25 protein-coding genes are annotated in these 23368 nt (G+C 67.7%); 8 read left to right on the forward strand and 17 right to left on the reverse strand.

The window, feature by feature from the left end:
- Positions 1 to 11 precede the first annotated feature (11 nt).
- From ACFWVD_RS01960 to ACFWVD_RS01985, 6 genes are all read left to right on the forward strand, one after another.
- Positions 12 to 812 carry a TIGR00730 family Rossman fold protein gene (locus ACFWVD_RS01960; protein ID WP_379240039.1) on the forward strand — a complete coding sequence of 267 codons (801 nt, stop codon included), beginning with the start codon at positions 12 to 14 and terminating at the stop codon, positions 810 to 812.
- A complete protein-coding gene (locus ACFWVD_RS01965) occupies positions 809 to 1360 on the forward strand; it encodes a TIGR00730 family Rossman fold protein (protein ID WP_379240040.1) in 552 nt (183 codons plus the stop codon). The genes ACFWVD_RS01960 and ACFWVD_RS01965 overlap by 4 nt, the downstream gene beginning before the upstream one ends.
- Positions 1361 to 1369: 9 nt before the next feature.
- Complete coding sequence (locus ACFWVD_RS01970) at positions 1370 to 3136, forward strand: long-chain-acyl-CoA synthetase (RefSeq protein WP_379240041.1); 1767 nt, start codon at positions 1370 to 1372, stop codon at positions 3134 to 3136.
- Positions 3137 to 3192: 56 nt separating this feature from the next.
- Positions 3193 to 4071 carry a dihydropteroate synthase gene (gene folP / locus ACFWVD_RS01975; protein WP_379240042.1) on the forward strand — a complete coding sequence of 293 codons (879 nt, stop codon included), beginning with the start codon at positions 3193 to 3195 and terminating at the stop codon, positions 4069 to 4071.
- On the forward strand, positions 4068 to 5006 hold the full coding sequence (locus ACFWVD_RS01980) for a glucosyl-3-phosphoglycerate synthase (RefSeq protein ID WP_379240043.1): 939 nt from the start codon (positions 4068 to 4070) through the stop codon (positions 5004 to 5006). Before folP ends, ACFWVD_RS01980 begins: the two co-directional genes overlap by 4 nt.
- 330 nt (positions 5007 to 5336) lie before the next feature.
- The gene (locus ACFWVD_RS01985) at positions 5337 to 5855 is read left to right on the forward strand and encodes a hypothetical protein (protein ID WP_379240044.1); all 519 of its coding nucleotides are present in this window, start codon (positions 5337 to 5339) and stop codon (positions 5853 to 5855) included.
- A gap of 60 nt (positions 5856 to 5915) precedes the next feature.
- Here ACFWVD_RS01985 and ACFWVD_RS01990 read toward each other — a convergent pair whose 3' ends face one another.
- The 7 genes from ACFWVD_RS01990 to sigE form a co-directional block, all read right to left on the reverse strand.
- Positions 5916 to 6989: an XdhC family protein gene (locus ACFWVD_RS01990; protein ID WP_379240045.1), complete on the reverse strand. Its 1074-nt coding sequence runs from the start codon at positions 6987 to 6989 to the stop codon at positions 5916 to 5918.
- 171 nt (positions 6990 to 7160) lie between these two features.
- On the reverse strand, positions 7161 to 7727 hold the full coding sequence (locus ACFWVD_RS01995; protein ID WP_379240046.1) for a hypothetical protein: 567 nt from the start codon (positions 7725 to 7727) through the stop codon (positions 7161 to 7163).
- Positions 7728 to 7843: 116 nt separating this feature from the next.
- Positions 7844 to 8701: a hypothetical protein gene (locus tag ACFWVD_RS02000; RefSeq protein ID WP_379240047.1), complete on the reverse strand. Its 858-nt coding sequence runs from the start codon at positions 8699 to 8701 to the stop codon at positions 7844 to 7846.
- 172 nt (positions 8702 to 8873) lie between these two features.
- Entirely contained in the window at positions 8874 to 9284 is a 411-nt protein-coding gene (tatB, locus tag ACFWVD_RS02005; protein ID WP_379240048.1) for a Sec-independent protein translocase protein TatB, read from the reverse strand.
- Positions 9285 to 9317: 33 nt separating this feature from the next.
- Positions 9318 to 10853, reverse strand: coding sequence for a S1C family serine protease (locus ACFWVD_RS02010; protein ID WP_379240049.1), 1536 nt, complete (start codon positions 10851 to 10853; stop codon positions 9318 to 9320).
- A gap of 10 nt (positions 10854 to 10863) precedes the next feature.
- A complete protein-coding gene (locus ACFWVD_RS02015; RefSeq protein WP_379240050.1) occupies positions 10864 to 11232 on the reverse strand; it encodes a hypothetical protein in 369 nt (122 codons plus the stop codon).
- A 62-nt stretch (positions 11233 to 11294) separates the two neighbouring features.
- Positions 11295 to 11957 (reverse strand): RNA polymerase sigma factor SigE, encoded by a 663-nt coding sequence (sigE, locus tag ACFWVD_RS02020; protein ID WP_379240051.1) that lies wholly within the window; start codon positions 11955 to 11957, stop codon positions 11295 to 11297.
- Between the two features lie 384 nt (positions 11958 to 12341).
- Here sigE and ACFWVD_RS02025 point away from each other — a divergent pair, with 384 nt between their 5' ends.
- Complete coding sequence (locus tag ACFWVD_RS02025; RefSeq protein WP_379240053.1) at positions 12342 to 12974, forward strand: O-methyltransferase; 633 nt, start codon at positions 12342 to 12344, stop codon at positions 12972 to 12974.
- 45 nt (positions 12975 to 13019) lie between these two features.
- Here the strand turns inward: ACFWVD_RS02025 and glgC are convergent, their stop codons facing one another.
- Positions 13020 to 14237 (reverse strand): glucose-1-phosphate adenylyltransferase, encoded by a 1218-nt coding sequence (glgC, locus tag ACFWVD_RS02030; protein WP_379240054.1) that lies wholly within the window; start codon positions 14235 to 14237, stop codon positions 13020 to 13022.
- Positions 14238 to 14347: 110 nt separating this feature from the next.
- Here glgC and glgA point away from each other — a divergent pair, with 110 nt between their 5' ends.
- Positions 14348 to 15508, forward strand: coding sequence for a glycogen synthase (glgA, locus tag ACFWVD_RS02035; RefSeq protein WP_379240939.1), 1161 nt, complete (start codon positions 14348 to 14350; stop codon positions 15506 to 15508).
- 12 nt (positions 15509 to 15520) lie between these two features.
- Here the strand turns inward: glgA and ACFWVD_RS02040 are convergent, their stop codons facing one another.
- The 9 genes from ACFWVD_RS02040 to ACFWVD_RS02080 form a co-directional block, all read right to left on the reverse strand.
- Positions 15521 to 16471: a putative RNA methyltransferase gene (locus ACFWVD_RS02040; RefSeq protein WP_379240941.1), complete on the reverse strand. Its 951-nt coding sequence runs from the start codon at positions 16469 to 16471 to the stop codon at positions 15521 to 15523.
- Entirely contained in the window at positions 16468 to 16635 is a 168-nt protein-coding gene (locus tag ACFWVD_RS02045; RefSeq protein ID WP_011211259.1) for a DUF3117 domain-containing protein, read from the reverse strand. The genes ACFWVD_RS02040 and ACFWVD_RS02045 overlap by 4 nt, the downstream gene beginning before the upstream one ends.
- A gap of 107 nt (positions 16636 to 16742) precedes the next feature.
- The gene (locus tag ACFWVD_RS02050; RefSeq protein ID WP_379240055.1) at positions 16743 to 17375 is read right to left on the reverse strand and encodes a DNA-3-methyladenine glycosylase I; all 633 of its coding nucleotides are present in this window, start codon (positions 17373 to 17375) and stop codon (positions 16743 to 16745) included.
- Entirely contained in the window at positions 17372 to 17692 is a 321-nt protein-coding gene (locus ACFWVD_RS02055) for a DivIVA domain-containing protein (RefSeq protein WP_379240057.1), read from the reverse strand. Before ACFWVD_RS02055 ends, ACFWVD_RS02050 begins: the two co-directional genes overlap by 4 nt.
- 206 nt (positions 17693 to 17898) lie before the next feature.
- Positions 17899 to 19035, reverse strand: a complete 1137-nt coding sequence (locus ACFWVD_RS02060; RefSeq protein ID WP_379240058.1) for an Mrp/NBP35 family ATP-binding protein — start codon at positions 19033 to 19035, stop codon at positions 17899 to 17901.
- Positions 19036 to 19052: 17 nt separating this feature from the next.
- Positions 19053 to 19856 carry a lytic transglycosylase domain-containing protein gene (locus ACFWVD_RS02065; RefSeq protein ID WP_379240942.1) on the reverse strand — a complete coding sequence of 268 codons (804 nt, stop codon included), beginning with the start codon at positions 19854 to 19856 and terminating at the stop codon, positions 19053 to 19055.
- 144 nt (positions 19857 to 20000) lie between these two features.
- The gene (locus tag ACFWVD_RS02070; protein WP_379240943.1) at positions 20001 to 21332 is read right to left on the reverse strand and encodes a lytic transglycosylase domain-containing protein; all 1332 of its coding nucleotides are present in this window, start codon (positions 21330 to 21332) and stop codon (positions 20001 to 20003) included.
- 141 nt (positions 21333 to 21473) lie between these two features.
- Positions 21474 to 22064 (reverse strand): DUF1003 domain-containing protein, encoded by a 591-nt coding sequence (locus ACFWVD_RS02075; RefSeq protein WP_379240059.1) that lies wholly within the window; start codon positions 22062 to 22064, stop codon positions 21474 to 21476.
- Positions 22061 to 23368 (reverse strand): magnesium transporter MgtE N-terminal domain-containing protein, encoded by a 1308-nt coding sequence (locus tag ACFWVD_RS02080; protein WP_379240060.1) that lies wholly within the window; start codon positions 23366 to 23368, stop codon positions 22061 to 22063. The genes ACFWVD_RS02075 and ACFWVD_RS02080 overlap by 4 nt, the downstream gene beginning before the upstream one ends.

Genomic DNA, 23368 nt, shown 5'->3' on the forward strand with positions numbered 1-23368 from the left:
AGGTTGGGAGCATGTCTACCGATTCCGCTGATGAACAGGTTGGGAAGGTCAAACCGAAGTTCCGTGGGCCGGTGATGTTCCGTCGGGAGCGCAAGCCCGGCGTGCGGACCGCCGACCGGAACTTGCTCGACACGCGGCAGGACAGCGACTGGGTGCACACCGACCCGTGGCGCGTGCTGCGGATCCAGGCCGAGTTCGTCGAGGGGTTCGGCGCGCTGGCGGAGATCCCGCCCGCGGTGACGGTGTTCGGCTCGGCGCGTACCGGTCCCGATCATCCGGAGTACGCGGCGGGCATGGCGATCGGTGCCGCGCTCACCGAGGCCGGTTTCGCGGTGATCACCGGTGGTGGGCCGGGCGCGATGGAAGCGGCCAACCGGGGGTGCTCGGAGGCCGGCGGGTTCTCGATCGGGCTGGGGATCGAGCTGCCGTTCGAGCAGGGGCTCAACGAGTGGGTCGACCTCGGCATCAACTTCCGGTACTTCTTCGTGCGCAAGACGATGTTCGTGAAGTACTCGCAGGCGTTCGTGTGCCTGCCCGGCGGGTTCGGCACGCTCGACGAACTGTTCGAGGCGCTGACCCTGGTGCAGACCCGGAAGATCACCAGGTTCCCCATCATCCTGTTCGGCACCGCGTACTGGTCGGGTCTGGTCGACTGGATGCGCGACTCGCTGGCCGGTTCGGGCAAGATCTCGCCGCAGGACCTGGATCTGATCCAGCTCACCGACAGTGTCGACGAGGTCGTGCGGATCATCCAGGGCGAAATCGGCGACCAGGCCGACATCGAACGACTGGGTACCGAGGATCAGTGGTGAGCTACTCCGTCTGTGTCTACTGCTCCGCCAGCACCACCGATCCCGAACTGATCAGCCTGGCCGCGCGCGTCGGTACCGAAATCGCTCGGCGCGGTTGGCAATTGGTGTCCGGCGGCGGTCACGTGTCGATGATGGGTGCGGTGGCCACCGCGGCGCGCGCCGGTGGTGCGCACACCGTCGGCGTGATCCCGAAACACCTGGTGCACAAGGAAGTTGCCGATGTCGACGCCGACGAGCTGTTGGTCACCGACACCATGCGCCAACGCAAACAGCTCATGGAAGAACGCGCGGACGCCTTCCTGACCCTGCCCGGCGGTATCGGCACCCTGGAAGAACTGTTCGAGACCTGGACCGGCGGCTACCTCGGCGAACACGCCAAACCCGTTGTGCTGCTGGATGCCAACGGTTTCTACGACGGTCTGCTTCGCTGGATCGATGAATTGTCGCAGCGCGCGATTGTGCCGCAGCAGGCCCGTGACCGCCTTATCGTGACCACTGACCTGCCCGCCGCCTTCGCCGCGCTGGCACCGGCCGCGGCCGCACAGTAGGAGATCGACGTGAGCAACACTTCCCGCGACACGGTCAGCGTGTTCGACCTGGCCAAAGCCCTGCCCGGCATGGCACTGGACGCCCCCGGCATGTTGCGCAACGCGCGCGGAATGCTGGTGGGGCCCAAGGACAAAGCCTCCATTGGGCTGTATTTTCAGCGGGTCGCGCACCGCAGGCCCGACCGGGTGTTCCTGCGTTTCGAAGGCCGCTCGTATACCTACCGCGCCGCCAACAGTGAGGTGAACCGTTACGCCGCAGTGCTTTCCGAACGCGGTGTTTCTCGCGGTGACGTGGTCGGCGTGCTGATGACCAACCGGCCCGAAACATTGTTCACGGTGCTGGCTGTGCTCAAGCTCGGCGCCACTGTCGGCCTGCTCAACTACAACCAGCGCGATCAGGTTCTCGCACACAGTATTTCGTTGCTGGGCAGCGTGCTCAATATCGTGGGCGAGGAGTGCACTGAAGCGCTGGATTCGCTGCCCGAGCCTGCCGGCAACGTCCTGTCCGCCGAGGAACTGGCCGAATCCGCCCGCACCGCAACCGATTCCGACCCTGCCGTGTGTGAGAAGGTCAGGGCGGGGGAGCGGGCGTTCCTGATCTTCACCTCCGGCACCACCGGCATGCCCAAGGCCAGCGTCATGACCCACCAGCGCTGGACCAAGAGCATGGCCGGGCTCGGTGGGCTCGGCGTCCGGTTGCGCGCCGACGACGCCCTGTACTGCTGCCTGCCGCTCTATCACAACAACGCGCTCACGGTCGCGCTGTCGGCGGTGCTCGCGGGCGAATCGACCTACGTGCTCAGCCGCAAGTTCTCCGCCTCGAAATTCTGGGACGAGATCGCGCGCGAGCGAGCCACCGCGTTCATCTACATCGGCGAACTGTGCCGATACCTGATCAACCAGCCCGTGCGGCCCGCGGAGAAGGGCAACCGGGTGCGGCTGGCCGTGGGCAACGGGCTGCGGCCGGAACTGTGGGACGAGTTCCGCAGCCGGTTCGGGATCGGTCGGGTCGTGGAGTTCTACGGGTCCAGCGAGGCGCCGCTGGCGTTCGTCAACGCGTTCGGCGTCGACCGGACCGCCGGACTGTGCCCGCTGCCGTACGCGGTCGTGGAGTACGACGACGAGACCGGCCAGGCCCGCCGCGGACCCAACGGGAAACTGCGCAAGGTGCGGTCCGGCGGGGTCGGGCTGCTGCTGGCGAAGGTCAACGACCGCCAGCCCTTCGACGGGTACACCGACAAGAAGGCGTCGGAATCCAAACTCGTGCGCGACGGGTTCAAGAAGGGCGACTGCTGGTTCGACACCGGCGACCTCGTGCGCGATCAGCACTTCTGGCACATCGCGTTCGTCGACCGGCTCGGCGACACCTTCCGGTGGAAGGGCGAGAACGTGGCCACCACCGAGGTCGAAGGGGCGCTGGGAGCCCACGACAGTGTCGACCAGGCCGTCGTGTTCGGTGTCGACATTCCGGGGACCGACGGCAAGGCCGGCATGGCGGCGATCAAGCTGGCCGACGACCACTCGTTCGACGGGAAGTCACTGGCCGCGTCGGTCTACAGTCGGCTGCCGCTGTACGCGGTCCCGCTGTACGTGCGCGTGGTCGCCGAACTGGAACAGACCTCGACGTTCAAAAGCCGCAAGGTCGAACTGCGCAAACAGGGGTACGAGCCGGACTCCGACAGTCAGCTCTACGTGCTGTCGGGTCCGGTCGACGGCTACATCCCCGCTTACCCCGAATACGCCGCTGACGTTGCCGCCGGTGCGGCCCCGCGGTAGCGGCAGGTAACGTCTGAATTCGTCTGGCCAGAAGTCGTGGAGGGGTGGGAAAGCACATGAGTAGCTCGTCGGCGCTTTCCACCTTCTGTGGGCGGCCGGTGGCCACCGATCGGGCCCTGGTGATGGCGATCGTGAACCGCACGCCCGATTCGTTCTATGACCGGGGCGCCACGTTCTCCGACGAGGCCGCGATGGAACGCGTCACCCGCGCGGTCGACGAGGGTGCCGACCTAGTCGATATCGGTGGCGTGAAGGCCGGACCCGGTGTCACCGTCGACGCGGCCGAGGAAACACTGCGCGTGGTGCCGTTCGTCGCGGCGATTCGAGCGAAGTATCCCGACCTGTTGATCAGTGTGGATACCTGGCGCAGCGAGGTCGCGCGCGCGGCCGTCGCCGAGGGTGCCGAGCTGATCAACGACACCTGGGCGGGCGCAGACCCGGATCTGGTGGCCGTCGCGGCGGAAACCGGCGCGGGCATCGTCTGCAGCCATACCGGCGGCGCCGTTCCGCGCACCCGCCCGCACCGGGTTCGATACGCCGATGTGGTGGCCGAAGTGACCGCGACTCTGGTCGCCGCGGCCGAAAACGCCGCAGCCGCGGGCGTGCGAGCCGACGGCATCGTGATCGATCCCACCCACGATTTCGGAAAAAACACCTATCACGGGCTCGAGTTGTTGCGCGGAATCGACGGTCTTGTAAAAACCGGATGGCCAGTACTGATGGCACTGAGCAACAAGGATTTTATCGGGGAGACTCTAGGGGTAGGTCTTACCGAAAGGGTCGAGGGCACACTGGCGGCAACCGCATGGTCGGCCGCCGCAGGCGCTCGGATCTTCCGGGTTCACGAAGTCGCCGAGACCCGGCGGGTCGTGGACATGATCGCCGCGATCCAGGGCATCCGGCCCCCCGCACGAACTCTGCGAGGTCTGGCATGAAAATCCAACACCGCGAGCCCGCCTGGGCCACCACCCACAGCTGGGACACCCCTGATTGGACGGTGCGCGAACTCATCGCCGCCAAGGCGGGCCGCACCGTTTCGGTGGTGCTGCCCGCGCTCAACGAACAGGACACCGTCGCCGACGTCGTGGCCAGCATCGCACCACTGCTGGGCACCCTGGTCGACGAACTGATCGTGCTCGACTCCGGGTCCACCGACGCCACCGCCGAACGCGCACGCGCCGCCGGAGCGCAGGTGTTCACCCGCGAGGAAGCGGTCCCCGAACTCGAACCGGTCCCCGGCAAGGGCGAGGTCCTGTGGCGCTCCCTGGCCTGCACCACCGGCGACCTGATCGCCTTCGTCGACTCCGACCTGATCGACCCCGACCCCGACTTCGTGCCCAAACTCCTCGGCCCGCTGCTGATGATGGAAGGCACCCACCTGTCCAAGGCGTACTACCGCCGCCCACTGCGCCAGGGCGAGTCCGTAGACGCCAACGGCGGCGGCCGAGTCACCGAACTCGTCGCCCGCCCGCTCCTGGCCGCCCTCCGCCCCGAACTGGCCCAGGTCATCCAGCCACTGGGCGGCGAATACGCGGGCACCCGAGAACTGCTCACCTCGGTCCCGTTCGCCTCCGGGTACGGCGTAGAAATCGGCCTGCTGTTGGACACCTACGACGCCATGGGCATGGACGCCATCACCCAGGTCAACCTGGGCGTCCGCACCCACCGCAACCGCCCGCTGTCGGACCTCGGCGTCATGAGTCGCCAAATCCTCGGCACCGCCTTACGTCGCAGCGGAGTCCCCGACTCCGGCGCCCCCCTGACCCAATTCCCTTTGATAGAGGGCGAATTCATCGCCCACACCACCGCGGTCTCCCTCGAAGACCGCCCCCCGATGAAAACCCTTCGCCCAGAACAAGTCGCAGCGTAGAACGCTCGAAAGGGCACCTTGTCACTCCTCGACGAGGTGCCCTTTTCGCTGTCGTCGGATAGACGACGTCACACACATAGTCGCCCGACTGATCCCGCTGCCTTTGCTGCGGGTTGCAGGCGTAGACGATGGTCCGTACTGTTCGTCGGTTCTGGTGAATCACGGTGCGGGAGAAGAAGATCGATGACGGACGAGTTTCCCTTCGATGGTGTCCGGTGTCGGATTTGCGGGGCCTCACCCGCGATCGACGTAGACCTCGTCGGTCATTGGGGGCTGCTGATCTTTCGAGTGGAAACCACCGAGGCGGGGCCATTCTGCCGGGACTGTGGGTTGGCGACGTACCGCGAGATCACCGTCACCAGTGCGTGGTTCGGGTGGTGGGGCATCCAATCACTGATTTACAACCTGGGCGGTTTCGTCGTCAACGCGATGACCCGGCGTCGGCTCGCGGCACTCCCCACACCCGAAACCTACTGGGGTCACACCCCGATGGACCCTGGTAAGCCGCTGTTTCGTCGCCTCGGTGCCCTCGGATTCGGCTTGCCGTTCGCCGTCGTGTTCGGGGTCGTCTCCCTGTTCTACCTTGCCGACCAGATCGCCATCGATGAATCGATGCAGCGGGTGACGTCGGGACAGTGTGTGGGGCGGGTGGAGGTCGGATGGTTCGGCAACGAGGTGCGTCTACAGAAGGTCGCGTGCGCTGACCCCGCGGCGATGGGGCGCGTGTTGCTGAAGGTGGTCGGTTCGCCGGATCGGCCGAGTGGTGTGCAGGACTGTGCGGGAATTCCATCCACGCAGTTCACGCACTCCGAGCGGGGGTTCATTCTGTGCGTCGGCCCGCAGAACTGAGTCAGATGCGGGTGGTCACCCTGGCCCTTTGCGGGACCGCTCGTAGGTGATTTGCGGTGGTCAGCGGCGGTGGATCGGGCCGGTCAGGGTGGTGAGGGGTTGGGCGGTGGCGGCGCCTCGGTCTGCCAGGATTTGGGCGAGGATGGAGATGGCGGTTTCTTCGGGGGTGTGGGCGGCGATGTCGAGGCCGAGGGGGCTTCGGACGCGGGCTATTTCGAGGTTTGTGAAGCCTGCTTCCTGCAGGCGGGTGGTGCGGTCGGTGTGGGCTCGGCGGGAGCCCAGGGCGCCGATGAAGCCGACTTGGGGGAGGCGTAGGGCTGAAGACAGTAGGGGGACATCGAATTTGGGGTCGTGGGTGAGGACGCAGACTACTGTGCGGGCGTCGATGCGGGCTGCGGCTTGTTCCGCTTCCAGGTAGCGGTGGGGCCAGTCGACGACTACTTCGTGGGCGGCCGGGAAACGGGTTGGGGTGGTGAAGGTTTCGCGGGCGTCTACGACGGTGACGTGGTAGCCGAGGGTGGTGGCGGCGGCGGAGAGGGCTCGGGTGTAGTCGTTGGCGCCGGCCAGGATCATGCGGGCGGGGGTGTGGAAGACCTGGACGAAGGTTCGGGGGCGGTCGGCTGCGGCGGGGGTGCAGTCTTGGGCGCCGATGAGGCCGTTGTGGCCTGCGGTGAGTAGGGCCGCAGCGTCTTGGTCCAGGCCACGCCAGGGGTGGGAGTCGCCGGGGTGCAGGAGTTTTCGGTCGGGAGTCGACTCGAGAGTGGTGGCGTAGGCGACGGGGTGGTGGGCTGCGAGTGCGGTGTGGAGGGCTCGCAGGCGGGGGAGGTCGGTGTGGTCCAGGCGTTCTACGAAGACTTCGATCTCGCCACCGCAGGGTAGGCCTACGGCGAGTTCGTCGGCGGCGGCGAAGCGTTCTAGGCAGGCCTGGCCGTCGATCAGTACCTGGTGGGCGGTGGTGAGCACCGCTGATTCGACACAACCGCCTGACAGTGAGCCGAGCACGCGGCCGTCGGCGGTCACGACCATCGCGGCTCCGGTCTCGCGTGGTCCCGCGCCTGTCCGGTCGACGATCCTGGCCAGCGCGACCGCCTGATCGGGAAGCAGTTCGAGCACCTGCCCGAGCAGATCACGCATCACGCACCGGCCTCTCCCGGCCACACATCGACGCGGTGTGACCTTCTGACCAGCCTAGCTATCTCCGAGCATTCCCGCGCGCCGAGCGAATCCAGCCGTCGCGCCGAGCGGATTCAGCCGTGGAACCCGGTCGAGCAGCTCCCAGTCGAGAAATCGCCGGTCGAGAAACCGCTAGTCGAGAATCTCGCGCTGCTGCAGGCCAGCGGGAATCGCCCCGTCGTGGAAGAAATCGCGGAAGATCTCCACCGCGTTGTCGGCGGTGAACACCTCCTCGGGATACACGTACGTGTCCTCGTCGCCGTGCGGCAGGTACACCGTCGGCAGCCCGAGCCGCCCGCCGGGGAACCCGAGCGTGAACCGCCGGGTGACGTGGTCGACCGTCGTGCGCAGCTGCAGCGTCATCGCGTCGGCCGAACCGGCGCACCCCAGCGAGAGGTCGCCGCGCGCCGAACTCACCGACGTGGTGACCTCGGTGGCGGGGACCGGCTCGGGCAGCACGGTCAGATCGAGCGAATACCGCTGATGACCGTCCATCCGGCGCAACGGGCGCAGAAAACTGTCCACGTCCTCGTGCGGGCCGATGAAGACCTTCAAACGGTCGCTGTAGGTCACGCGATGGGTGGTGACGATGACGTCGCCGGTGGTCGGCTGCGCGTCGAAGGGGGGAACTGGTCGTGGATGGACCGCAGCACGCACGGGCAGAACCCGGCATGCGCTGGCCTCGGGAGACGAGAACATGTGATGCTCACCTACTCACACTCGGTTACTCGCTAGCAATCTAACCATCGCGGACGGACTGTGATCCATAACAGTACAGTGATGCAGATCACTAAGCACGGCGAGTTTAGAGCCGACTATGGCCGAACCCGGGTCGTAGCCAACTTTGGGTCCGTTTCATGGCGGTAGACCGGGGTGAGTAGATCCGCGTCGACGGGTTCGCCGGTGGCGCGGTCGTACCGGACAGCGATGAGAACCGAGAACAAATGACTGCTCGCGCGCTCGTGCAGGGTCGCCAGCCGGGTCGCCAGCAACCGGATCGCACCCAGTGAGCCGGGCGGGTGCAGCCCGTCGATCAGCATGATGCTGCCGCGCCGGTCGGGGCGGGGCAGACGGGCGAGGTACGCGATATCGTGCGGTTCGGTGCCGCCGGGACGGTAGACCCGACGCGCGGCCCGGTCTTCGATGCCACGCCGGGTGTCACCCGCGCGCGTGACCGTGCGGCGCAGGCGGGGATCGGCCACGACGAGCTGACGCAGGCTGGGCGAGAGTTCGGGCCCGCCGAGGACCACGAGACCGTCGCGATTGAGGTCGATCGGCCTGCCGGGCAGGAACGTCTCGACGTTCGCGGCGAAACCCAGCTGTCGCAGCAGTTCGGCCATGCGCTGGGCGGCCTGCGGGTCGGGAGCGCCCAGTAGCCTGCCGGCGCGGACTTCCGGGGCGAGCACGGTCAGCGTGCCGTGCCCGAAGAACAGTCCTTCGGGCACCGGACCCTGGGTGCTCACCTGGTGGATGCGCGCACGCGACAATCCGGCGGCGGCGCCGATCCTGGCGAACGTCCAGCCGTCGGCATGGAGTTCTCGGATCACGGCCCGCCGGATCCTGGTGAGTTCGTTGATGGTCTGCTGTGCAGCCGCCACCCCGTCGGTGGCTGCTTTGAGTCTCTCGACCTTGTCCTCGATCGCGAAAACTCGTGCCACGTCATCGGCCGACATGTGCGAAGTCTAGACAGCTGAACACCGTTGTGTGTCTGTAACTGTTGACATCGAACTGTCTTGCGCGACAACGATCTCGGCCCGCGATTTTCGGCAATCCCGGACTCGCCAGGTCGTTGCCGCATAGTGCCGCCCACGCGATCTCGCAGCAAATGCCGACCGTGCGGTGTGTTTACGTCGCGTCGTAGTCGACCGGCGGCCGCTCGTTGCGTTCCAGCGACTTCTGCGGGGCGGGGGTCGCGGGCATGCCGCTGTTGGTGCCGAACAGCTGCTGCTTGTCGGGCACGGCCTTCTCGAGATCGCGCAGCACCGAATCGTCACCGCCGAGCAGATGCTTGGTGACCACCGCGCGCGGACTCATCCCGCGCAGCTCGTTCAGTTCGGCCAGCGGCTTGCGCAGGTCGTCGAACTCCGGGCCCAGTTCCTGTTTCAGCTGCGTGGTGGCGCCGCTGGCGTAGTCGCGGGCCTGGCGCAGCGCACCGGTGGTCCAGCGGACAGCTCCGGGCAGACGCTCCGGGCCGAGGATCACGAGGGCGGCGACGAGCAGGATCATCATCTCGCTCCACCCGATGCTACTGAACACAGATCCAGGTTACCCGGCCCGCGCAACCGCAGGTCAGTCGGATTCGAGGGTGACCGGCACGTCCACCTGCCTGCCATCGCGGATCAACTGCACGTTCACCCGGTCGCCGATTTTGTGCTGCTGCACGGCGACCACCAGCTCGTCAGGGCCGGTGACTTCACGGTCGCCGATCTTCACGACCACGTCGCCTTCGACGATGCCTGCCTTGTCGGCGGGACTGCCCGGCACCACGTCGGCCACGGCGGCGCCGCTCATCACCTCGTTGGCCACGGTCTTGGTGCGCGCGCTCAGGCCGATCACCGGGTGGTGCATCTGGCCGTCGCGGATCAGCGTCTGGGTGACCGTGGTCATCACGTCGACCGGGATCGCGAAGCCGAGACCCACCGAACCGCCGGTCTCGCTGCGGATGGCGGTGTTGATGCCGACCACCCGGCCCTGCATGTCGACCAGCGCGCCACCGGAGTTACCGGGGTTGATGGCGGCGTCGGTCTGCACGGCGTCGATCACGGCGTTGGTGTCGCTGCCTTCGCCGGCGAGCTTCACGGGGCGGTGCAGGGCGCTGACGATGCCGGAGGTGACGGTCTTGCTCAGGCCCAGCGGCGAACCGACGGCCAGCACGTCGTCGCCGACCTGCACGTCGGCGGATTTGCCGAGATCGGCCACGGTGAGGTTCTTCGCCTCGACCTTCAGTACCGCCAGGTCGGTTTTGGGGTCGCGCCCGACGATCTGCGCGGGCACCCGGTTGCCGTCGGAGAACTGCACCTGGATCGCGGCCCGGTTGGACTTGTCGGTCGCGGCCATCGAGATCACGTGATTGTTGGTGACCACGTAACCGCCGCCGTCGATCACCACGCCGGAACCGGTCGCGCCGTTGTCGCCGACAGTGACTCGGATCGAAACCACCGACGGCAGAACAGCATTGGCCACCGCGGCGATCTGGCTGTGCGGAGTTTCCACGCCGGCGCTCTGATCCAGGGTGACCTTGCGGGAGGTCAGGTCCGACGCGGTCTCGGCGGTGATCCGCCCGACCAGCCCGCCCACGACAGCGATGCCGAGCGCGAGCGCGGCCAACACCGCGAGAGCCTTGGGTGCCACGCGCGAACCGAACAGCACCTCGCGAGCACTCAGCTTCGACGCGACCGGCAGCCGTGCAGGCGGCGGAGTTTCGACGGCGGGCGAACCGAGCCGGGCCGCCGCGTCGGGATCGCGCCACGGATCCACCGGACCCGCGATCACGGTCTTGGGTTCATCGGCGCCGGGTTCGCGCTGCAGCAGTTCCGACGAACCGTCGGGGCGCGCGAAGGCCTCGGCGAGCACGCCGTCCGGCGGACGCTGGGTCATGCCCTCGTCGGCGCCGTTCTGGGTGGCCCGGTGCGGGTCGTGCGGTGCGAACGAGCCCGCCTGTCCGCTCGGACGGCGGAACGCGCGGGCGGTGTGGCTGTCGATGTGCGGCCGCAGGACCGGGCGCGGACCCAGTGTCGGTGCGTCGGTGGGACGCAGATTGCCCCGAGTGTCAGCCCCCGAATCCGAGTGGTCGGCCGATCCGGTATTCGTCGATTCGCCAGTCACGTCGCAGACTCTACTTGCGCCGCCGCGTTGTCCACCGGGTCGCGGTGAAGGAATCTGTGATGAATCCGAGAAACGCCTCGTTACGGCGGGGCGGAGTGGGTGCGTTGCCGGGTAGATCGGCCAGCGGGATGCGCGACAGGCTGTCGTGCAGGCTGCGCGGAATCGCGACTTCGGCCGCCCGACGCAACGCGATCCGCGCCTGCTGCTGGGCATCGACCTCGTCCGCGCATTCGGGACAGACCGAAAGATGCTGGGCGGCACGCAGATACGCGTTCATGCGCAATTCGCCGTCGACGAACGCCGCGACCGCCTCGCTGGCCAGATGCTCGGTGGGCTGAAAGCGCGGAGAACGACCTGAGGCTGTGGGGTCCACGCTCATTCGCGATTCTTCCTTCCGACCGACATCAACTGAAAGCGCCCCGTGATGACGTTCGAACTCGATCACATCAGGTGGGCTTCAGCGGAGTACCGCTGCTCACTTCCATTATGCGCAAGGTACTCGCGCAGTGCCGCCCGGCCGCGATGGATCCGGCTGCGCACGGTGCCCAGCTTCACGCCCAGCGTCGCGCCGATCTCCTCGTAGGACAGGCCCTCGATGTCACACAGGACCACCGCGGCACGGAACTCCGGTGCCAGCGAATCCAGTGCTTTCTGCAGGTCGGGGTCCAGGCGCGCGTCGTGGTAGGCGTCCTCGGGAGTGGGGCCCTCGGCGGGCACCCGGTCGTAATCCTCGGGCAGCGCCTCCATGCGGATGCGGTTGCGGCGGCGGACCATGTCCAAAAACAGGTTGGTGGTGATGCGGTGCAGCCAGCCTTCGAAGGTGCCGGGCTGGTAGTTCTGCAGCGAACGGAACACCCGGATGAAGGTGTCCTGGGTGAGGTCCTCGGCGTCCTGGGCGTCGCCGGACAGGCGGTAGGCCAGGCGGTAGACACGGTCGGCGTGCTCGCGGACCAGTTCGTCCCAGGAGGGCATGGTGGCGCGATCGCCGGTGGCGTCGAAGACAGCGGTGCCGGTGAGTTCGGCGTCGAGTAATTCGGCTTCTGCCGCGAGGAGCTGGGCGGACAGAGTCTGGTCGGTGGCGTCTGGACGCGCCGTGTCTACCATCGGGATGGGACACCTCCTACTCGGGACCGCTGGCACGAAACCTGGCTGGTTCGGATCAGCGAACCCTGCTAACCGGAATCAACCAGCAACTGTGTGTGGTTGTTCCCGCGCCTCGTACCCGCCGCGATCGGCTGGCCTTGCTGGCCTTGTGTAGGGCAACTATTTCCTGTCCCGATATGGGCCAGGTGTGGAGACCCTGAGCGTGACCTGAGAATTCTTCCCGCACCCGACCCTAAACCCGGCCGCGACGGGAAACCAGCTGTCCAGACGTGGTTGTGACCGATCCGCAAACTGTGGGCAAATGTTGGGGATGTGGACGACACAGTGCCGAATCGGTCCCTTCGCTGAATACACAGACCGCTCCGGTGGCTTAGCCTCTTAGCTGTGGCATCGAACGTGGAGCGGAATCTGGCCTATGTGGAGGAATCCGTCGTCGAGGACGAGGTTCTTCTCGAAGCGCGCGAGCGGGCCACCGAATTGGGGGCTGCGCCCGTGCCCCCGTCGGTCGGCGCGCTGCTGACCATGTACGCGCAGATGCTGGGTGCGCGCGCGGTCGTGGAGGTCGGGACCGGGGCGGGCGTGAGCGGGCTGTGGTTGCTCGACGGGATGCGTGAGGACGGGACGCTGACCACCATCGACTCCGAACCCGAGCACCAACGCGCGGCCAAGGAGGCGTTCCGGGCCGCGCAGATCACGCCGTCGCGCACGCGGTTGATCAACGGGCGGGCGCTGGACGTGCTGCCGCGGTTGGCCGAAGGCTCGTACGACCTGGTCTTCATCGACGCGGCGCCGATGGAACACCCGCATTACGTGGAACAGGGTGTGCGGTTGTTGCGCGAGGGTGGGGCGTTCATTCTCAACAACGCGCTGCTGGGCGGGCGGGTTCCTGACCCGGAACAGCGGGATCCGGCGACGCAGGCCGTACGAGCGGCGACTCGCGCCATCGCGGAAAACCCGGAGCTGACCAGCGTCTTGATCCCGATCGGCGACGGTCTACTCTGCGCTTCGCGGGGCTGAGTCGAGGTTGACCTAACCCGGACATGGGGTCTTTGCGGCGGGGGTCTACCCGACCCAGATGCCCTTGCCGACGGTGACGACTCCGCCGTTGCTGACGGCGAAACGTTCGCGGTCGCGGTCCAGGTCGAGGCCGATGATCTCGCCCTCGCCGACCACCACGTTCTTGTCCAGGATCGCGTGCCGCACCACCGCGCCACGCCCGATCCGCACGCCCGGCATCAACACGCTGCCCTCGACCGTGGCGCCGTCCTCGATCACCACGTTCGAACTCAGCACCGAATTGCGGACCGTGGCCGCGGACAGGATCGAGCCCGCCCCCACGATCGATTCCTGGGCCAGACCGCCCTGCGCGAACTTCGCCGGCGGCAGGTTCTCGGCGGCGCCGCGGATCGGCCAGTGCCGGTTGTAGAGGTTGAACACCGGGTGCACCGAGACCAGGTCCATGTGCGCCTCGTAGAAGGCGTCGATGGTGCCCACGTCGCGCCAGTAGCCGCGGTCGCGTTCGGTGGCGCCGGGGACCTCGTTGTCGGCGAAGTCGTACACATTGGCGACACCCTCGGCGACCAGCTTCGGGATGATGTCGCCGCCCATGTCGTGGTCGGAGTCGGAGTTCTCGGCGTCGGCGCGGATCGCGTCGACGAGCACGCGGGTGGTGAACACGTAGTTGCCCATCGACGCGAACGTCACGTTCGGGTCGTCGGGGGTGCCCGGTGGATGCGCGGGCTTTTCCAGGAACTGGGTGATCTTGCCGGACTCGTCGGTGTCGATGCAGCCGAAGGCGCTGGCCTCCGCGCGCGGCACCCGGATCCCCGCGACCGTGACGCCCGCGCCCGACGCGATGTGGCTGGCCACCATCTGCTCGGGGTCCATCCGGTACACGTGGTCGGCGCCGAACACCACGATGTAATCGGGGTCCTCGTCGTAGATCAGGTTGAGCGACTGCATGATCGCGTCGGCGCTGCCGGTGTACCAGCGCGGTCCGAGACGCTGCTGCGCGGGCACCGGGGTGATGTACTCGCCGGTGAAACCCGACAGCCGCCACGTCTGCGAGATATGGCGATCCAGCGAATGCGACTTGTACTGGGTGAGCACGCACAGGCGCAGGTATCCCGCGTTGACGAGGTTGCTGAGAACGAAGTCGATCAGTCGATACGCCCCACCGAACGGGACCGCGGGCTTGGCGCGGTCGGCCGTGAGCGGAAACAGTCGTTTGCCCTCGCCACCGGCGAGCACGATCCCGAGTACGTGCGGCTGGCTCCTCACTCTGCTCAAAGTACAGTGCCAGCGCCGTTACGGTGGCCCATGTCGACCGCAGGGGCTAATTTGAGACGGTGAGTGATGGTGACGCCGGCGGGCGGACGCAGGCGGAACCGCTGCGAGTCGCCATGCTGACCCGGGAGTATCCGCCGGAGGTGTACGGCGGTGCGGGAGTGCACGTCACCGAGCTGACCGGCCGATTGCGCCAGCTGTGCGAGGTGACCGTGCACTGCATGGGCGCGCCGCGCAACGGTGCGGTGGTGCACAGTCCCGACCCCGAGTTGTATGCCGCCAATCCCGCTTTGCAGATGATGTCGGCGCAGTTGCGCATGGCCGATGCCGCCGGCGGTGTGGAGGTGGTGCATTCGCACACCTGGTACGCGGGGTTGGCCGGGCATCTGGCGTCGATGCTGTACGGGATTCCGCATGTACTCACGGCGCATTCGCTGGAACCGCGCAGGCCGTGGAAGGCCGAACAGCTGGGCGGCGGGTATCGGCTGTCGTCGTGGTCGGAGCGCGATGCCATGGAGCAGGCCGATGCGGTGATCGCGGTGAGCGAGGGGATGCGGCACGACGTGCTCGACGCGTATCCCGCGATCGACCCTGATCGAGTTCATGTGGTGCACAACGGGATCGATGCGCAGGTGTGGCATCCGGGACCGCCCGTCGGTGATTCCGTGCTCGAGCGGCTGGGGGTGCGGGCTGATCTGCCGATCGTGTCGTTCGTCGGGCGGATCACGCGGCAGAAGGGTGTCGGGCATCTGCTCGCCGCGGCGGCTTCGTTCGACCCGGATATTCAGTTGGTGTTGTGTGCGGGGGCGGCCGATACCAAGGAGTTGGAGTTGGAGGTCGCTGCCGCTGTGGATGGGTTGCAGCGGCAGCGGGGGAACGTGTTCTGGGTCAAGGAGATGTTGCCTACCGAGCAGGTGCGCCAAATCCTTTCGGCGTCTTCGGTATTCGTGTGTCCGTCGGTGTACGAACCGCTGGGCATCGTGAATCTGGAGGCGATGGCGTGTGCGACCGCGGTCGTGGCTTCGGATGTCGGGGGGATTCCCGAGGTGGTCGATGACGGGGTCACCGGGCGGTTGGTGCACTACGACCCCGAGGCGACGGGGGAGTACGAGCGGGCGCTGGCGGCGGCGGTGAACGAGGTCGCGGGGGATTCGGTGTTGGCGGCTCGTTATGGGGAGGCCGGGCGGGCTCGGGCGATCGCGGAGTTCGACTGGGGGCAGATCGCGCAGCGCACGCTCGAGGTCTATCGGAGTGTGCAGCGGTAGCGAGTGCTGCGGTCAGGCGTTCGACAGGTACGTCGAGACCGTCACCGATGCGGTGACTTCGGTGATGACGGGTAGCGCCGCGATGCGCGGATCGTCGGCGGGGGTGCCGTGGAAGGCCGACGGGCCCATCGCGACGACGTTGGTGACGTCGGTGCGTGACAGTTTCATCGGGAATTCGACGAGGGTGTGCTCGGCGCGGGTGAAGGTGTCCGACAGTGAGTCGGCCAGGCGGCGGTCTTTGTCCGGGTCGACGCTGACCATGCCGAGGGGGCCGATCAGCTCGCCCAGATGACGTGCCGTGGGGGTGACGATGACGAAGCGGCCACCGGGGGCCAGCACGCGGACGACTTCGGCGGGGTTGCGCGGGGCGAACACTGACAGCACCCCGATGACGGTGTCGTCGCGCAAGGGCAGGCCGCGCCAGGCGTCGGCCAGCACGGAGGCAAGGCGGGGGTGGGCGCGTGCGGCTCTGCGGGCGGCGGGCTTGGCCACGTCCAAGGCGATGCCGAGGAGAGTGGGATCCGCGTCGAGGACCGCAGCCAGGTAGTAACCCGTACCGGCGCCGATTTCGAGCACAGCGGCATCGGGTGGGGTTTCAGACGGTGACTGCGCGTCCGCGGGAAGCTGAGTGTCGGCTCGGTGAGCCTGCGTGCTCACGGCCGGGGTCCCGACGTCGCGCGCCGCGGTCTGCTGGTCGCTGACGCGCGTAGCGAAGGCGCGCGCCACCGCCGCGGCGATCGGGGCGAAATGGCCCGCGCCCTGGAAAGCGGCGCGAGCGTCGAGCATGTCGGCGGTGTCGCCGGTCATTTTCGTCGATGCGCCGGTCAGCAGCCCGACATAACCCTGACGGGCGATGTCGAAGCTGTGGCCGGTGCCGCATCGCAACGCACGATCGTGCGGTTGCAGTTCGTCGCCGCACTCCGGACAGGCCAGGAGTGCGGCGACCTCGGTCAGCGCATTCAGCTGGTGACGCTTTTCAGTTCGTCACCGAGCGCCGCAGCCTCGTCCGGTGTGAGTTCGACGACCAGACGCCCGCCACCCTCGAGTGGAACCCGCATGACGATTCCACGACCTTCCTTGGTTGCTTCGAGGGGACCGTCCCCGGTACGGGGCTTCATGGCCGCCATCCTCTGCTCCCTCCAGATCTGCGCGGTGGTTCTGCGCACTGTTCTTCTCGTCTGCCGGTTGTCGCCAACCAGCGGGCTCGCCGGGTGTTCGGCGGGCCACACCGGTCCTATTCTTCCCTATTGCCGTCGCGGGCGGACACCTGAGTGCGAAATGTGACTGCTGAGTCGGTTCCGTCCGGCACCGCGTTCACCCAGCAAACATCCAGGTGGTCGTCCACCATGCCGGTTGCCTGCATGAGGGCATACGCCGTCGTCGGGCCCACGAACGCGAACCCGAGACGCTTCAATTCCTTTGCCAGAGCAATGGATTCGGGTGTGGTGGCGGGCACATTCGCGATCGAGGTGGGCCGTGGGCGTGGCGCGGGTGCGAACGACCACACCAGCTCGTCCAGGCTGCCCGGCAGGTCGCGAGCAACCTGCGCGTTGTTGATCACCGCGTCGATCTTGGCGCGGTTGCGCACGATGCCGGCGTCGGCCAGCAGGCGCGCGCGGTCGTGATCGTCGAACTGGGCGACCTTCGCGATCTCGAAGTCGGCGAACGCGGCGCGGAAGGCGGGTCGTTTCCGCAGCACGGTGATCCAGGCCAGACCGGACTGGAAGGCCTCGAGGCACAGCCGTTCGAACATGGCGTCGTCGCCGTGCAGGGGCTTGCCCCATTCGGTGTCGTGGTAATCGCGGTACAGCTGGGAGCCGGTGGCCCAGTCACAGCGGACCAGGCCGTCGTCGGCGAGCTCGCTCACCCGCGTTCCTGCCCCGCCACCACCTGTGCCTGCCACTGTCGTGCCTGCGCTAACTCGAACTCGAGCTCGTCGATCCGCAGTGCGAGCCTGCTCAACGCCCAGTCGACCTCACCGGCCTTGTACCCGCGCACCACCTGCTGGAACCGCAGCGCGCGCACGTCGGCCCCGGTGACGCCGTCGGCGGGCAGCACGGTGGCGGTGGTCCCGTCGGGCAGCGGCCCTAATTCCTCGGACCGCCCGAAAACCGCACTGGCGACGAGAAAGAGCATCGCCGCGACCAACCCGACGATGAGCACGTATAGAAGCAGCGTCAGCATACGAGCAGCCTAGGAGAACCCACTGACAAGTTGTTCCGCCTCCCCTGCACTCCAGGCCAGACCTGGGCGCGAGGAGGTTCGACCTTGGCTGCCAGATGGCGATCGTGCCTGGTCAGCCCGTGCCGGTGCGCAGCGGTACGCAGAGCCTTGTGTCTGGCGAAGACCACGCCCCCGGCCGTGTTCACCCGCCATCCGGGACCGACGTCTTACAGGTGTCGGGTCGTATCGATGCCCAGGGACATGCCCGCCAGCCCACGCTTGCGGACGGCGAGTTTGTCGGCGATGCCGAGCAGCGCGACCGCGGCCGGGTTCTCCGGATCCGCCAGCACGATCGGGTTGCCGTCGTCGCCACCTTCGCGCAGCGCCTGTTCGATCGGAACCTGGCCCAGCAGCGGCACATTCGACCCCACCGCGCGGGTGAGGCGGTCGGCCACGACCTGGCCACCGCCGGTGCCGTACAGCTCCATGCGCGAACCGTCGGGCAGGTCCAGCCAGGACATGTTCTCGACCACGCCGGCGATCCGCTGACGGGTCTGCAGGGCGATCGCGCCCGCGCGTTCGGCCACCTCGGCGGCGGCGATCTGCGGGGTGGTCACGACCAGGATCTCGGCGCTGGGGATGAGCTGGGCGAGGGAGATCGCCACGTCGCCGGTGCCGGGTGGCAGGTCCAGCAGCAGCACGTCCAGGTCGCCCCAGAACACGTCGGCGAGGAACTGCTGCAGCGCGCGGTGCAGCATCGGGCCGCGCCACACGACAGGGGTGTTGCCCTGGGTGAACTGCGCGATCGAGATCATCTTCACGTCGTGCGCGACCGGCGGCATGATCATCCGCTCGACCTGCGTGGGCTTGGCGTCGGAGCCGAGCATGCGCGGGATGGAGTGGCCGTAGATGTCGGCGTCGAGCACGCCGACCGACAGGCCGCGCTGCGCCAGCGCCACGGCCAGGTTCGCGGTGACGCTGGACTTGCCCACGCCACCTTTACCGGAGGCGACCGCGTACACACGGGTCAGCGATCCGGGCTGGGCGAACGGGATGACCGGCTCGGCCGAATCCCCGCGCAGCGACTTGCGCAGCTCGGTGCGCTGCTCGTCGTTCATCACGTCGAGGTCGACCGTCACCGCACCCGCGCCGTTGACATCGGACACAGCCGCGGTGACCCGCTGAATGATCTCGGTGCGCAGCGGGCACCCCGAGGTGGTCAGGTAGATCTCGACGTGCACATCACCGCTGTCGGCGATAGCAACCGACTTGACCATCCCCAATTCGGTGATCGGTTTGCGGATCTCCGGATCGTCGACCTTCGCGAGCGCCGCCCGCACATCCGCTTCCGTAATCACTGACATGCGCCCGATGTTAATCCCTAGTGGATGCGCGGCAGGTCCTTGGGCTGTGGAGCCAGCCCGCTCGAGTACGACCCGGACCATGCCATGACGTTGGCGACATAGGCCATCGAGTTGTTGTAGCGCAGGATCGCCTTCGACTGTTGTGACAGATCGCGCATGTTCAGCCCGCCGTCGCACAGGTACCGGCCGGCGGTGAGCGCGGCGTCGAACAGGTTCTGCGGATCGGCGATGCCGTCGGCGTTGCCGTCGGCGGCGTAGCGGTGCCAGGTCTCGGGCAGGAACTGCATCGGCCCGATGGCACGGTCGTACCCGCCGAGGCCGTCGAGCTCACCGCCGTCGCTGTCGTGGATGACGTTGTTGCCCGACAGGCTGCCGTCCAGGACCGGCCCGTAGACCGCCTTGATCGGGTTGCCCTGCGCGTCGGCCTTGCCGTAGGCGTGCGTGGATTCCACGCGCCCGATGCCGGCCAGCAGCGACCAGGACATGCCGCAGTGCGGATTCTCCACGCCCAGTTGCTGTTCGGCGGTCTGATAGGCGGCCACGGCGATACCGGGAATGCCCAGCGGGCCGGACGGCAGATCGGCGGACTCGCGATCGTCGGCCAGCGCAACGGTTTTCACCACCGGGGTGGCCGAGGGAGACTGCCGTGCTTCCGCGTGCGCGATCTCCGCGATGTCGGCCTGAGGTGCCGCGACCAGGTCGCCTTCGGCCGCGGGCAGCACGTCGTGTTCGACGGCCGCGTTGGGTGCGGTGGTCGCTTCGGTGGCGGCCGCGGTAACGGCCACCAACCCTGCGGGGACCAAGCCGGTCAATGCGATCAGCGAGCTACGGCGAACCGTCGTAGCAGCCTGTTTCCGATGACGACCCACTGTGTGGTGCCCTCCTCAACCGTGTTGGATGAGAAGAGATTACCGCACCCGAGACCTTTTTGTTACCCCTCCGTGATGTGAATTCGCGTTTGATTTCTAGGGCGCGGTGGGGGCGGGCGGCAGCGGGATCACGATGCCGAACGGCAGTGTGATGGCGGGCGGCGCAATCGGTTCCACCGGGGCGGGCTCGACGGGGGCGGGCTCCTCGGTGGGTGCGATGCCGGGTTCCGGCGTCTTCGCCGGAGCGGGTGCCGGTGCCGCCTCGGGGTTCGGCGCGACCGCGGCCGGGCTGCACGCGGCGGGCGCGATCGCGGGCGTGTCGGGATCCTTCGGCGCCACGGCACCATAGGTCTGCTCGACAGGCTTGTCGACGGGCGGCTGTCCGGGTTCCACCGGCTTCAGTGGATCCACGGCCAACGGTTCGCCCACGCACACCTCGGGCGGTGCCACCGGCAACGGGCAGAAGATCCCGCACGGAATCGGCGGCAGCCCGGGCAGGTTGATCATCACCGGAGTCGGCGTAGTGAACTTGGGCGCGGTCGGCGCGGGTGTGGTGGTCGGCGTATTGGTCGCCGCGGCCAGCACATTGGGCGCGGACTGCGGGCTGCTGCCGGGCGGGATGATGTGCGGCGAGATGGCCGCCTGGCTCGGTACGCCGCCGGTCCGGTACGCCGCCGACCAGCTCAGCACGTCGGCCGCGTAGGACATGGAGTTGTTGTAGCGCAGCACCGCCCGCAGTTCCTGGGCCGCCTCGCGCAGGTTCATCCCGCCCGAGCACAGGTACTTGCCCGCGGCCAGCGCCGCGTCGAACACGTTGTGCGGGTCCGCGGCGCCGTCGCCGTTGCCGTCGGCGGCATAGTGCACCCAGGTGGTCGGCAGGAACTGCATGGGCCCCATGGCCCGCATGTAGCCGCCGTCGGCTTCCTTGATGATCTCGTTGCCCGGCAGCGTGCCGTCCAGCGCCGGTCCGAAGATCGGGGTGGTGGTGGTGCCGGCGGGGTCGGTGCGGCCGCTGCTGGCGTGTCCGGATTCGATCCGGCCGATGCCCGCGAGCAGGTTCCAGGTGACCCCGCAGCCCGGCTGCGCGGATTCCAGGGCGAGTTCGGCGTTGCGGTAGGCCGCGAGCACGATCTGCGGAATGCCGAGCGCGCCACTGCCGGTGGGCAGCGAAATGTTGCGCAGCGGGACGGTTCCCGCGAACGGCGCGGCACCGTTGGCGCCGGGTGACAGGGCGCGCAAGCGGCGCGGTGCCTCCTGCGTGATCGGCAGCAGGCCGACGATCTCGGACGGGTCGGCGTCGGCGGAGTCGTCGGTGGTGCTGGCCGTCGCGGCCAGCAGCGCCTCCGGTGCGGTCGGCGCGACGCTGGGATTGCTGGAATGCGCCGCCGATCCCGAAGCGACAAATCCTGCGACTACCAAGGCCGACATCGTTATCGGAGCAGAGATTCGCACGGCCACACCCAACCCTTTACCTCGAACACGGCGGCACCGCTTCAGTCCCCATCCGGCCCGCCCGGAACAACGTGATCCAGGTTACCTACCGGTCAGGTAGTTATTGAGCATTTCCGGTTACGCGTCTGGAGTACCCGGTGCAATCGAGGGGGAAGAGGGGGTTTGACCGGAGGTTTTCTTGCGGACGGCTTTTCGCTTTTTGTCCGGCTTCGGCGCGCCGTCGGGCGTGGTGACCGCGTCGATGCGGTCGAGCATGTCCTTGATCTCCTCGAGTTCGCGGCGCAGGTAGTCGCGGGTGGCCACCTCGCCCACGGCCAGTCGCAGCGACGCGAGTTCGCGGGCGAGGAACTCGGTGTCGGCCTTGGTCTGCGCGGCCCTGGTGCGATCTTCTTCGAGGGAGACCTTGTCGCGGTTGTCCTGGCGGTTCTGCGCCAACAGGATCAGCGGTGCGGCGTAGGCGGCCTGGGTGGAGAACGCCAGGTTGAGCAGGATGAACGGGTACGGGTCCCAGCGCAACCACACCACGAACACGTTGAGCACGATCCACACGATCACTATCACCGTCTGGATCGCCAGGTACCGCCCGGTGCCCAGGAATCGGGCGACCCGTTCGCTGGTGCGCGCGAAAGCGTCGGAGTCCCAGTCGAGTTTGAACCGCGAGCCGACGGGGGTTTCCAGGCGCTGCCTTGCCGGATTCTTCTCGCTCACACCGCACCGCCGTTGGGCAGCAGCGGCTCGACCCTGGTCAATCCGGGTGGTTCTTCCTCGCGCCAGTCCTCGGGCAGCAGATGATCGAGCACGTCGTCGACGGTCACCGCGCCCAGCAGGTGGTTCTCCGCGTCGACCACCGGCCCGCAGACCAGGTTGTAGGTGGCGAAATACCGGGTCACCGCCGACAGCGGCATGTCCGGTGACAGCGGCGCCAGGTCGGTGTCCACGATCCCGCCCACCAGGTGCGCGGGCGGTTCCCGCAGCAACTGCTGGATGTGCACGCAGCCCAGATAGCGGCCGGTGGGGGTGGCGGTGGGCGGTCGCACGACGAACGCCATCGAGGCCAGCGCCGGCGTGAGGTCGGGGTCGCGCACGCGGGCCAGCGCCTCGGCGACGGTGGTGGCGGGGCCGAGCACGATCGGTTTCGGGGTCATCAGACCGCCCGCGGTGTCGGGGGAGTGCGCCAGCAGACGGCGCACCGGCTCGGATTCCTCGGGATCCATCAGTGCCAGCAGCGATTCGGCTTCGCTTTCGGACAGTTCGCCCAGCAGGTCGGCGGCGTCGTCGGGGTCCATCGCCTCGAGCACGTCGGCGGCGCGGCGGACTTCGAGGTGGCCGAGCAGGTCGACCTGGTCGTCGTCGGGCAGTTCCTGGACCACGTCGGCCAGGCGTTCGTCGTTCAGGGCCACGGCCACCTCGAGGCGGCGTTTCTCGGGCAGTTCACGCAACCGGTGCGCGACGTCGGCCGCGCGCAGGCCTTCGAACTCGGTGAGCAGCGACGTCACGTCCTGGCCCGGCCGGTCCACCTCGGCGGGGGTCAATCCCTCGACCTGCGACCAATCCACCACGTGCACAGCGCGCCTGCGCCCCAGTCGTCGATGCCCGCGCACCGCGACGCGACCCACGATCCAGTCCCTGGTCCGCGTCTGTTCGATGCCCAGATCGGCGACGAACACATCGACGCCGTCCAGGTCGGGCAGGTCGGGATCGTTGACACGCACCTGCGAATCCACGATCTGCGCCATGGCCAGCAGTTCGCCCGGCCGCTGGGCGAAACGCCGCAGGCTCACCGTGCCGGTATTGAGCGTGACCATCCCGGGCTCGATCGCGGTGACCCGCAGCATCGGCACGAAAATCCTTCGCCGGGTGAGCAATTCGACGACGAGTCCGTGCACGCGCGCGGGTTGGCGCCCCTGCCGGACGGCCACGACGACGTCGCGGACGCGGCCGATAGACTCCCCGTCCGGACCCAACACCGTCAGGCCGGCGAGCCGGGCGACGTAGACCCTGGTGGTTGCCAT

This window comes from Nocardia sp. NPDC058666 (assembly GCF_042714895.1).
GTDB lineage: Bacteria > Actinomycetota > Actinomycetes > Mycobacteriales > Mycobacteriaceae > Nocardia.

Excerpts from the sequence above, each read along its gene's own strand:
- ACFWVD_RS01960 (WP_379240039.1), top strand. The coding sequence starts at position 12 with ATGTCTACCGATTCCGCTGATGAACAGGTTGGGAAGGTCAAACCGAAG.
- folP (WP_379240042.1), top strand. The coding sequence starts at position 3,193 with ATGAGTAGCTCGTCGGCGCTTTCCACCTTCTGTGGGCGGCCGGTGGCC.
- ACFWVD_RS01980 (WP_379240043.1), top strand. The coding sequence starts at position 4,068 with ATGAAAATCCAACACCGCGAGCCCGCCTGGGCCACCACCCACAGCTGG.
- ACFWVD_RS01990 (WP_379240045.1), bottom strand. The coding sequence starts at position 6,989 with ATGCGTGATCTGCTCGGGCAGGTGCTCGAACTGCTTCCCGATCAGGCG.
- ACFWVD_RS01995 (WP_379240046.1), bottom strand. The coding sequence starts at position 7,727 with ATGTTCTCGTCTCCCGAGGCCAGCGCATGCCGGGTTCTGCCCGTGCGT.
- ACFWVD_RS02000 (WP_379240047.1), bottom strand. The coding sequence starts at position 8,701 with ATGTCGGCCGATGACGTGGCACGAGTTTTCGCGATCGAGGACAAGGTC.
- ACFWVD_RS02015 (WP_379240050.1), bottom strand. The coding sequence starts at position 11,232 with ATGAGCGTGGACCCCACAGCCTCAGGTCGTTCTCCGCGCTTTCAGCCC.
- sigE (WP_379240051.1), bottom strand. The coding sequence starts at position 11,957 with ATGGTAGACACGGCGCGTCCAGACGCCACCGACCAGACTCTGTCCGCC.
- ACFWVD_RS02045 (WP_011211259.1), bottom strand. The coding sequence starts at position 16,635 with ATGGCGGCCATGAAGCCCCGTACCGGGGACGGTCCCCTCGAAGCAACC.
- ACFWVD_RS02055 (WP_379240057.1), bottom strand. The coding sequence starts at position 17,692 with ATGCTGACGCTGCTTCTATACGTGCTCATCGTCGGGTTGGTCGCGGCG.
- ACFWVD_RS02060 (WP_379240058.1), bottom strand. The coding sequence starts at position 19,035 with ATGTCAGTGATTACGGAAGCGGATGTGCGGGCGGCGCTCGCGAAGGTC.
- ACFWVD_RS02070 (WP_379240943.1), bottom strand. The coding sequence starts at position 21,332 with ATGTCGGCCTTGGTAGTCGCAGGATTTGTCGCTTCGGGATCGGCGGCG.
- ACFWVD_RS02080 (WP_379240060.1), bottom strand. The coding sequence starts at position 23,368 with ATGGCAACCACCAGGGTCTACGTCGCCCGGCTCGCCGGCCTGACGGTG.